Annotated in this window: 6 protein-coding genes and 1 pseudogene; 6 read left to right on the forward strand and 1 reads right to left on the reverse strand. The window is 42.8% G+C overall.

Annotation, left to right across the window (positions count from 1 at the left end; genetic code table 11):
* Positions 1-68: 68 nt before the first annotated feature.
* Positions 69-332: a hypothetical protein gene (locus tag A3EQ_RS22475; RefSeq protein WP_153017712.1), complete on the reverse strand. Its 264-nt coding sequence runs from the start codon at positions 330-332 to the stop codon at positions 69-71.
* A gap of 530 nt (positions 333-862) precedes the next feature.
* On the opposite strand from A3EQ_RS22475, the gene A3EQ_RS0109110 reads away from it, so the two are divergent.
* The 6 genes and pseudogenes from A3EQ_RS0109110 to A3EQ_RS0109140 all read left to right on the forward strand — a co-directional run.
* The gene (locus A3EQ_RS0109110; RefSeq protein WP_020154867.1) at positions 863-2,794 is read left to right on the forward strand and encodes an N-6 DNA methylase; all 1,932 of its coding nucleotides are present in this window, start codon (positions 863-865) and stop codon (positions 2,792-2,794) included.
* A 70-nt stretch (positions 2,795-2,864) separates the two neighbouring features.
* The gene (locus A3EQ_RS0109115) at positions 2,865-3,482 is read left to right on the forward strand and encodes a hypothetical protein (RefSeq protein ID WP_244874570.1); all 618 of its coding nucleotides are present in this window, start codon (positions 2,865-2,867) and stop codon (positions 3,480-3,482) included.
* 256 nt (positions 3,483-3,738) lie between these two features.
* Positions 3,739-5,286, forward strand: coding sequence for a type I restriction-modification system subunit M (locus tag A3EQ_RS0109125; RefSeq protein WP_020154870.1), 1,548 nt, complete (start codon positions 3,739-3,741; stop codon positions 5,284-5,286).
* A complete protein-coding gene (locus A3EQ_RS0109130; protein WP_020154871.1) occupies positions 5,283-6,440 on the forward strand; it encodes a restriction endonuclease subunit S in 1,158 nt (385 codons plus the stop codon). Before A3EQ_RS0109125 ends, A3EQ_RS0109130 begins: the two co-directional genes overlap by 4 nt.
* A 35-nt stretch (positions 6,441-6,475) precedes the next feature.
* Positions 6,476-9,541, forward strand: a complete 3,066-nt coding sequence (locus tag A3EQ_RS0109135; protein WP_020154872.1) for a type I restriction endonuclease subunit R — start codon at positions 6,476-6,478, stop codon at positions 9,539-9,541.
* Positions 9,542-9,808: 267 nt separating this feature from the next.
* Positions 9,809-9,991: pseudogene (locus tag A3EQ_RS0109140) on the forward strand (IS256 family transposase); the annotation flags it as partial.

Raw genomic sequence — 9,991 nt, forward strand, 5'->3', positions numbered from 1 at the left:
ACGGGGAAGTCGAAAAATTTCTGTAATGGATTTCGCTGGCAGAATCGCCGTACGGTTGCCGGGAATATCTAGGTTAAATCATTTCTTTCGCTGGTTTCGCTGCCCCGAGAATAATGATTGACGAATGATTGGCGTCCGTTGGATACGGTCTTTTTCTGCGCTGGGGCTTCCCCTTCAACGACAGGAGAAATCCCACTTAAAGGAAAATCATTATTTCTTCTCAAGGCGAAAAAGGATGGATCATTTGGAATGGTTTGGCGTCCCATAAAATCATATGTAATCACCAGTCCATGACAAGGATCCTCTTCCTGCAGATCCTTTCGCGTACCCACATCATCGAAATTCGGCAATTGTCTGAAAAACAGGATTTCCGAGGACGGAACAGGCAGCCGTCGCCGCGGTGGAGATCCGGGAGTGGCACCCCGCCGGAATCCTATGTTCGTGGAGCCATGGCAAGGACGCGATGGCTTTTTCCTTTTTCGTATTTTTCATGTTACTTTTCCCTGAAACAATCATCATTTCTTTAAGAAGATAATTAGAAAAAAATAAAAAAGAATTATAAATTCCCTTTACAAACCCTTTGTTCTATGTTATATTAGACTCGCAGAGATGATCAACCTTCAGCAAGAGGAGATGCCTTTGAATTGCGCCCTTGCGACATGGGGCTAAGTCCCCATTTATGTATAACTCCGCGCCCTGTCGAAGGAACACGGCACTCCCGAAACGGAGTGCTTATGTCCGCTTCGATTAGGCATTTTGGACTTCATCGGCCATGGAATGCTTGCATAGAAAAGTCTCTTTTTTGCGGGAAAAATTTTAAGGTATTAGGAATACTTTATTAAGAAATTGAGGAGGTATAATGATGATCCGTGACAAAGCGCTACGATTCGTTCAAGAATTAAAAGATCAATTCGGCAAGAAAGAAATGGAAGCGGAAAAAGGGTTGGCAGTTGAATTATTCAAGTTGCACGCCCTGTTTTTTGCCATGGAGGATGAAAAATATGGCGAGAAGCTCGCGAACATCGTGACCAGGGAAGAACTGAAAAATCGCCCCGGAAACGTAAAGGAGATTATCCGATCATCGTACCGGATGCTTGAAAGCTTGGAGCCTTCCCTCTCCGGCGTGTTTCTTAACGACTCGTTCACGAACATCGGGGAAAACTCCCTATATAAATTGGTGGTCCTTCTTGAACGATATGGATTATCAAGAACGGAATATCAAAGCGATGGGGCTGCGGCCGTTTTTTTTGAAACGTTAATCAAAGAGCTGCTTGCCTCCTCCAAAGATTATGATTTCACACCCGATGGCCTGGCCCGGCTGATGATCCGCGCGTTAAAGCCGACCGGCGGATCCGTCTACGACGGAACGGCCGGGATCGCGAATCTGCTCGTTGAAGCCCACCGGTACGCGAAAACCGAAGGAAAGGATGTCTCCGTTTTTGGGCAGGAGATTCATGAAGAGTTATACGGGATCGGCAAACTGAATTTGTTTGTCAATCGCATCTTGCCGGATCGGGGCGACCTGAAACTGGGCGATACGATCCGTGACCCGAAATGGCTCGAAGATGGGCGCCTGATGCAATTTGACTATATTCTCATGAATTTTCCCTTCGGTTTAAGGGATTGGGGATACGAGTTCGCCGTCAATGATCCTTACCACCGGTTCGATTTTTACGATCTTCCGTCAAAATCGCTTGGGGATTATTCCTTTATCTTGCATGCATTGGCTTCGTTGAAGCCGGAAGGGAAAGCGGCATTGATCGTACCTTTCGGAACGCTGGTCAGGGGTGCGGCGGAAAGAAAAATCCGTTCCATGCTGATAAAAGACGATGTCATCGAAAGCATCGTTTTCCTTCCGAATCATTTGTTTAGCGGAACGGCCCTTCCCGTGGCGCTTCTTCTGTTGAACAAACATAAACCGGACCATAAAAAAGGCAAGGTGCAAATCATTAATGCCGAAGGGGATTATGAGCGGACGAGAACACAGAAATATTTGACTTCCAAACATGTCCGGAAAATCGTTGAAACCCTCGAGGCCTATGAAAACAAAGAAAAATACTCCCGGATTGTTAAGATCGATGAAATTGCCGAGAACAATTGGGATTTAAACCCGACCTTATACTTCATTCATGTGGAACTGGACACGGAATTCGGCAAGATCGTTTTTAATAAGAAAAAATACGAAAACGAAGCGGAAAATCTAGTGCACATCGGGGACATTGCGGAAGTCATCCGCGGCGTCAATCTGCCCCTTCGCCGGGAAACCGAGAACGGGGATGGGGAGTTATTCCCAGTTATTCAATTACGGGATATCGAAAACGGAGAAATCCGGTTTGATTCCATCGATCAATTTCCGGTGCAAACGAGGGATCTGCAGCGGGTAACCGCTCGGCCGGGCGATATACTGGTCTCGGGCAGGGGGACCCAAAAGAAGATTGCAGTTGTTCCGGAATACGACGGTACGATCTTGGTATCGCACATGTTCATTATCATCCGCCTCCATTCGCCGGAAGAAATCAGTCCGGAATACGTGAAACGTTTTTTGGAAAGTCCGGCTGGCCAATATTACTTTGAGGCCCATCAAAGCGGCTCCATCGGGACGGTATTGACTCCTTCCGACATCCGTTCCGTCGAGTTGCCCTTGCTTCCTGTCGAGCGGCAGCGGGAGATGATCCGACAACTGGAAGAGGCGGATGAAATCCTTCGCAAGGCTTGTGAAATCAGAAAGGAAAAGTATTTGGAAGCATATCAAAAAATAGGCATCGGACCGTTTATCCGGCCGGTGTCAAAGTAGGGGGGACCGGGCGTTGCAAAAGAAACTTCTGCTTGCATTCAGAGACGTTTTGAGAAGACGGGGTTTTTGGGTGGAGCTCACGGATGGGGAATTGGTTTTGGACCCATGGTATTCGGATGTCAACTTCTTCGAAATGACCACGATCTTAAAAGTATTGCGAATTAACTTCGGAATAGGCAAAAGAGGAATTCGGATCTTGCCGAATGCCCATGTTTCGGATGAAATTTTCCGGCAAATTGAGCGTTTTGACCGGGAAAAATGGTACTCGTACGGCATTTCAAGATGGCAAGAAGTCCCGGCCTTTTGGCCGCATGATTCGCGAAATGACATCCGCATAAAGGAATTGGACCGCGGGATTGCCAGCCTCGTATTTGCCTTAAATAAAGCGGGGTTATATACGACGATGAGCTGTGACGGTCATGGGAAAAGGCCGCCGAAGATTTGGATGAGAAGAAGGGAAGACGCGGGAACGATCCGGGACATCCTGACGGAAGCCGCTCAACAGGCCAGCTTTGCTTATGATTGGGAAATAAAGAAAGAATATCCGAATATCGTTTTAACGGCAAGGAAGCGGCTGTTCGCGGATGAATGGGACGTGGGGAAAATCCAGGACGATGCCGTCACTTTATCCGAATACATCTATAACAACTGTTGTTTCGCGCCCGAGAAACGGCTGAAGTTGTCCTAAGTATGCGTGCCGAAGACGTATGGAACGCGATATAATTAAAGTTGGAATCCATAGGCATCTCCGATGGATTTCGGGTTTTCCTTCAAATCTTTGTGGAAAAAATCGGAGCCACGCCCGGCGGACTGAAGTTCGGCAAATGAGACGTTTCCCATCCGCTTCTTTGTACATGATATCACGGACTCCAACGGAATTCGGATCTTCCCTTTGTTTTCAGCGAATCAAACCGGAAAAAGGCATAGAAACAGGAGGAAGAAGCATGACAGTAAAAGCAGACATCGATTTTCAAAAGGATTTATTTGAAGCGGCCACTAAAATGCGCGGGAGTGTGGCTCCTGCTGATTATAAACATTATGTTCTTCCGTTAATCTTTTTGCGCTATCTTTCTAACAAGTACGAACAGCGCCGAAAAGAATTAGAGCAAATTGTAAAAGATCCAAGCAGCGATTGGTATACGGAAGATGATGAAATGCGGCAAATCATCATTACCGACCCGGACCAATATAAGGCGGAAAACGTCTTTGTCGTGCCTGAAGAAGCAAGTTGGTCTTATATTATGAAAAACGCCAAGCAGCCGAATATTAAAGAGATTCTTGATAACGCGATGAAGCGTCTTGAAGAGGAAAACCCCGAACTGGAAGGGATATTGCCGCGAATTTACCAAGGTTCGAACTTACCGCCTGAAAACGTGGCGGGATTAATCGAAATTTTTTCTCGTGATGTATTTAGCGCCAATACGGATGACAGTGTAGATATATTGGGCCGTACATATGAGTATTTTATTAGTTCTTTTGCTGCTTCTGAAGGCAACAGAGGCGGAGAATTCTTTACGCCATCCAGTATCGTTAAGTTGCTTGTTGCTATGCTGGAGCCGAAAAGCGGGATTGTGTTTGATCCTGCGTGCGGCAGCGGTGGGATGTTTATACAAAGTGAAGAATATGCGCCAAACAAACACGCACTTTCGTTTTACGGGCAAGAAAATGTAGTAACGACCGTACGTCTTGGAAAAATGAACGTTTTGTTGCATGGCATCAATGCAGAAATTCGCTTAGGAGACTCGCTGTTAAACGATCAGTTCCCTGATTTAAAGGCCGATTACGTGATTGCCAATCCGCCGTTTAACCAAAAAGACTGGGGAGCAGACCGTTTATCAAAAAATGACCCACGCTTAATCGGACCAGTCACAAACAGCAATGCGAACTATATGTGGATGCAGCACTTCCTATATCATTTAAATGATACAGGTACCGCAGGATTTGTCATGGCAAACGGAGCGATGACAACGAATGTGAAAGAGGAGAAAGAAGTTCGTCAAAAATTAGTGGATGAAGGATATATTGACTGCATTGTTCAATTGCCTGAAAAACTGTTCTTTACCACAGGCATTCCATGTTGCTTATTCTTTTTAAGCAAAAACCGTGACGGCAAAAACGGCTATCGGGCGCGAAAAAATGAAATTTTGTTTATCGATGCCCGTAAAATGGGAACGCTCGTTAGTCGTAAGCAAAAAGCGTTGTCTAAAGAGGAAATTGATAAAATCGCAGCCGTTTATCGTGCCTATAAATACGAAGGGGCAGAAGGATACGAAGACGTTGTTGGATTCTGTAAAGTTGCAACAATTGAAGAAGTTCGGGCAAATGACTACAAATTAACGCCGGGCATTTATGTTGGGACGGAAGTATCCAATGAAGACGATGTACCGTTTGAAGAAAAAATGGCTGAATTAACTCAGCGTCTTTTAGAACAGTTTGAAGAATCGAATCGCCTTCAAGAAAAGATTAAGAAAGACTTGGAGGAATTACTGTGAGTAATTGGATTAAAGTGAAATTAGGAGATATTGTTGAACTAAAAAGAGAGTCATATCAACCCAAACCTGATGAGGTTTTACCTTATATTGGGTTAGAACATATAGGTCAAGGAACATTACGGTTAATCAGTGTTGGAAAATCAAATGAAGTAACGAGTACAAAAAGTTATTTCTCAAAAGGAGATATTTTATTTGGGAAATTACGTCCATATTTTCGTAAAGTAGTAAGACCTAAATTTAATGGCGTATGTTCAACCGATATTCTTGTATTAACAAGTAAAAATCCTAGGAAGTTCAATCAAACTTTCTTGTTTTATCTAATGGCTTCACAAGAGATGATTGATCTTGCTACAGCTTCTTCAAGTGGTACAAAAATGCCAAGAGCTGATTGGAAAGTGCTTCAGAATCTAGAGATAAGTATACCTGAAGATGTCAATGAACAGGAAAGAATAGGTAAGATACTCGAAACAATAGACGATAAAATCGATATTAATATTCGGATGAACAAAACTCTCGAAGAAATGGCCATGACGCTTTACAAGCATTGGTTTGTTGATTTTGGACCGTTTCAAGACGGGGAGTTTGTGGAGTCGGAATTAGGAGTTATCCCAAATAATTGGAAAATTGGTCAAGTTAAAGATTTGGCAAAAGTATTAAGTGGTAAACGTCCTAAGGTTAAAGATATAGGTGAATACCCTATATTTGGGGGAGGGGGGCCTATGGGAGTTACAAATGAATATTTGTATAATGAACCTATATTTATTACTGGTCGTGTAGGGACAATTGGCAAGGTATTTAGAGTTTCAAAACCATGTTGGCCTTCTGACAATTCTCTGGTTTTAATCCCCTTAAAAGCATATTACTATAGTTTTTTATATGCTGTTCTTAAAAATATAGATTTTTCTCTAATAACAGGTGGTTCGACTCAACCATTAATAACACAAACAAGTTTAAAGTCTATAAAAGTAATAATACCACCTGAGGAAACTATAGAACAATATAATAAACAAGTGTTAACATATTACAGTTTAATAGATAAAAATGATAACATTAATAAACAACTTAGTGAAATAAGAGATTATCTCCTCCCTCGCCTTTTATCAGGTGAAATTGATGTATCAAAAGCAGAAAAACAAGTAGAAGAAGTACTTTAAATTGGATATAAATTCGACTAGGAGGTGCAAGCAGCATGGCAACGAGACCTCTAGGTGAAACGGAATTTGAAGAGACGACGATTGAACGTTTAAAACGGTTAGGTTATGACTATCTTCATGCGCAGGAATTATTTCAGCGTGGAGAGCGGGAAAGTCTTCATGAGGTAGTTCTATACGGTCGGCTGGAAGCCTTCTTAAAGAAGGCTTATCCAGCTATACCGGAACAAGAAATCAAAAGGCTTGCTCAAATTTTGACGGCGCCGGATGGGGTAAAACTGATCAACCGAAATATGCATTTTCACCAAATGTTGACGAAAGGACTTGAGTTCTCTTATGAGGTAAACGATGAAACGTACACGCCTCATGTTTTCCCGATTGACTGGGAACATCCGGAGAACAATGACTTTTTAGTGGTTAATCAATTGCCGATTGAAGGGCGCATGTCCCGCCGGCCAGATATCGTTATATATATTAACGGTTTGCCGCTGATTGTGTTTGAGTTGAAAAATCCGAACAACGAGCAGGCGACTGTTTATGATGCATATACCCAAATTCAAAACTATACATATGATATTTCGCAATTATTTAACTACAACGCTTTTGTTGTTATTTCCGATAACGTGGAAACGAAGCATGGGATGCCGTTTGCCGATTACGATTTCTTTGCCTCATGGAAATCGATTGATGGGCGAAATGTCGATAACAACCGTGCTAATACGATGCGCACGCTGATTGAAGGATTATTTCCAAAAGACCGTCTGCTAAATTATATTCGTAATTTTATTGTCTTTTTGGAGGAAGGAAGCAAAATTACAAAAATCGGCGCGAAATATCACCAATTTTTTGGCGTAAACTTCGCTGTCAATGAAGCGATCCGTGCGACGCGGCCTGACGGAGACCGGAAAATCGGGGTAATGTATCATACAACGGGTTCGGGCAAATCGCTAAGCATGTTATTTTTCGCAGGAATTTTGTCTCGCCATCCGGAAATGGAAAATCCATCAATTGTCATTCAAGTGGACCGTAATGACTTAGACGAACAGTTGCATGATACGTTTGTGCAAGGGAAATCATACATCGGCCATGTGCATCACGCGGAGAATACCGAACAGTTGCGGACATTACTGAGAGGGGAAGCGGGACAAATTATTTTCTCCACTATTGAAAAATTCCGTAAAAAAGAAGGAGAAACCCGACACCCTGTTTTATCGGAAAGACGAAACATTGTTGTGATTGCCGATGAAGCACATCGCACCCAAGCCGGTTTTGCGGGCGGATTTGCCGCTCAGTTGCGTTATGCTTTGCCGAACGCTTCCTATATTGGATTTACGGGAACCCCGGTCGATTTTGTTGATAACAATACAGAAGAAATTTTCGGACATATTATCCACCGCTACGATATGGCTCAGGCGGTCGAAGACAAAGCGACATTGCCCATTTACTATGAGAGCCGCCTAATTCCGCTTGATTTATCCGCTGGGGACATTGATGAAAAATACAGAAAAATTATCGAAGAAGCAGGGGGAGACGATGAAGAGTCAGAGAGCTATAAAAGAAAATGGGCCGCTCTGGAAAAAGTCGTCGGTACTCCAAAACGGCTCCGTCGTTTAGCCAAAGATATCGTATCACATTTTAACCAAGTCGCCAATCCGTTTCAAAAAGCGATGATCGTTTGTATGAGCCGACGCATTGCGGTGGATTTGTATAATTATCTAAGAGAAATTCCGGAATGCCCTCCTGTTGAAGTGATTATGACAGGGGATGTATCAAAGGATCCTAAAGAGTGGCGAGAAGTTCAGCCGGGAAGCAAATATGCGCATATTAAATCGAAAAAAGAGCAAGAAGAAGTGAAAGCCAAACTTCGTGATCCAGAAGATCCTTTGAAATTTGTCATTGTCGTCGATATGTGGCTGACAGGAATGGACGCCAAACCGCTTTCTTACCTTTATGTCGATAAGCCAATGAGGGGACACAATCTTATGCAAGCCATTGCCCGTGTAAACCGAGTGTTTCCGGGAAAAGAAGGCGGTGTAGTCGTTGATTATATTGGCATTGCCACTTCACTGAAAGAAGCAACTCATAAATATACGCAAAGTGGCAGCACGGGAAGTCCTACTTATGATATTTCCGAGGCCGTTAACATCTTCATGGATCATCTGAAGGCAGTAAGAGGATTTATTCCAAGCAAGATTGATGTGCAAAACTGGCGCGCAAAACCAAAGATAGAGCGCGAAGACTTCATTGCAGATCTTGTTAACATTCTTTTAAACCGAGATCCCGAGGAATATATCCAAGCAGCCACCAAACTGGAAAAATCGTATCAGTTGGTGAAGCATCAGCCGGAAGTGCTTGAACTTGCAGATGAAGTCATGCTTTATTTCATGATGAAAGCACAGCTTCGCAAACATTTACGCCCGTCAACTGGGGGATCTAAGGAAAACAAAACATTAGAAGAGCGATTATCAGAACTTATTGACAATAGTCTATTAGCGAAAGAAACGGTTGACATTTTCCAAATAGCAGGAATTGAACGTCCAGATATCAGCATATTGGATGATGCATTCTTGGCAGATTTAACGAAAAAAGAGCATGTAGACTTGCGCTTAAAGTTGCTGAAAAAACTTTTAGAGGACCAAATTAAAGTGACATTTAGCCAAGGAAGCCCACAGTCAAAGGCGTTAAGCGAACTTCTAGAGAAAACGTTAAGGGATTATCATAATCGTGTCATTCAGGCTGCCGATGTGGTCAGGGTTATGATTAACATGCGCAAAGAAATGGAAGAAGAAATGCGCAAGCGACACGATTTGGGATTGTCAGAGGAAGAAATTGAATTTTACAAAGCGATTACTGCTATGGAGCAGGAAGCGTTCTCAAACGAGTTTCTTGCTAGTTTAATCCATAAGGTGGTCAAAGCCTTAAAGAAACAATTAGCCGTAGACTGGACAAGCCCTCACCGTCGAGATGTCTACGCTAAAGTGAAATTAGCCGTCAAGCAAGTACTCATGAAAGAAAAAATTACGGGTCAACAATTGCAATTCTTAACAAACAAATTCATGGAACAAGCCGAACAGCAATATAAAAACTGGCCAATGAATGCGTAACAACTAAAACAGATGTCTCTTATAGGGGCATCTGTTTTTGTATAAATGGTTATGAGGGAAGAAGAAATGCATGCAAGCAGGATTAGATAGAGAAATTATTAAAAGTCTTACAAGGATAGTAGAGTCGTTTTCACCATTGAGTGAAATGTTTCGGGAGCGATGATGTATAAAATTTTGTGTAAAACATTTTGCTAGACCAAAAGAAAAAAGGTAGGGTATTCTCTGATTTGGACCACAACACATTCCAGAGAAAGGAGAACCCTACCTATGTCTAAAAGTATACCGAATGTCGACTGGGCAAATCAACTGGAAAGTGTCATTCGTCAGTTTGTAAAGGAAAAATTAGAACTGATCATGCGGGAAGAAATCAAGAATTTCCTCGAAATAGAACAGGCCGGAACATCAAATATGAGAAACGGCTACTATCAACGAAATCTAGATACGCAATAT

Origin of the sequence: Caldibacillus debilis DSM 16016 (assembly GCF_000383875.1) — a bacterium.
Classification (GTDB): domain Bacteria; phylum Bacillota; class Bacilli; order Bacillales; family Caldibacillaceae; genus Caldibacillus; species Caldibacillus debilis.